General features: G+C 73.1%; 1 protein-coding gene. It reads right to left on the reverse strand.

Annotation, left to right across the window (positions count from 1 at the left end):
* A partial coding sequence (locus FNQ90_RS25815) for an MFS transporter (protein ID WP_182608516.1) occupies positions 1–677 on the reverse strand: 677 nt, incomplete at both ends.

Here is a 677-nt window from a genome sequence, read left to right on the forward strand (position 1 = left end):
GTTCTCCCCCGAGGTGCCCTCCCCCGGCCCGGCGGTCCTCACGGCGGTCCGGCGTCCCGGCCGGAAGGAACCGCGCAGGGTGAGCAGAAGCAGCACGGAGACGAGGGCTGCGGTCGCGTCGAAGAGGAAGGGCAGGGTGAGGGAGATCCCGATGAGGAGCCCGGTCACCGGTCGCCCCACGAACTCCCCGAGCACCATCTGCGCGCCCATCAGGCGACCGTTGGCGGCCCGGAGCCGGTCCCGGGCCACCACGGCGGGAACGAGCACCTGGGTGGTGTTGTCGAAGACCACCTCGCACAGGCCCAACGCCAGGGCCAACAGGAAGAGGGCGGGCAGGCTCATCACCCCCGCCCACACCAGCAGACCGGCGATCGAGAGAACGGCGGCGCGCCCGACGTTCGCCCACACCATCAGCAGGCGGCGGTCGAAGCGGTCGGCCCACACCCCGGCGGGCAGGGGGAAGATCAGCCACGGCAACCGCACCGCGACCCCCATCAGCGCGACGAGGAAGGCGCTGTCGGTGAGGGTGGTGGTCAACCAGGGGATCGCGACGATCATCACCCCGTCGCCGATCTTGGATGCGGCGACGGCGGCCCACAGCCGACGGTAGGGGGCGCCGAGACCGCGCGGGGGACGTGATCCGTCGGCGGGCGCGCCGGGCCCCGGGGTGTCGGTCC

The sequence above is a fragment of the Streptomyces alkaliphilus genome, from assembly GCF_014141535.1.
Lineage (GTDB): Bacteria > Actinomycetota > Actinomycetes > Streptomycetales > Streptomycetaceae > Streptomyces > Streptomyces alkaliphilus.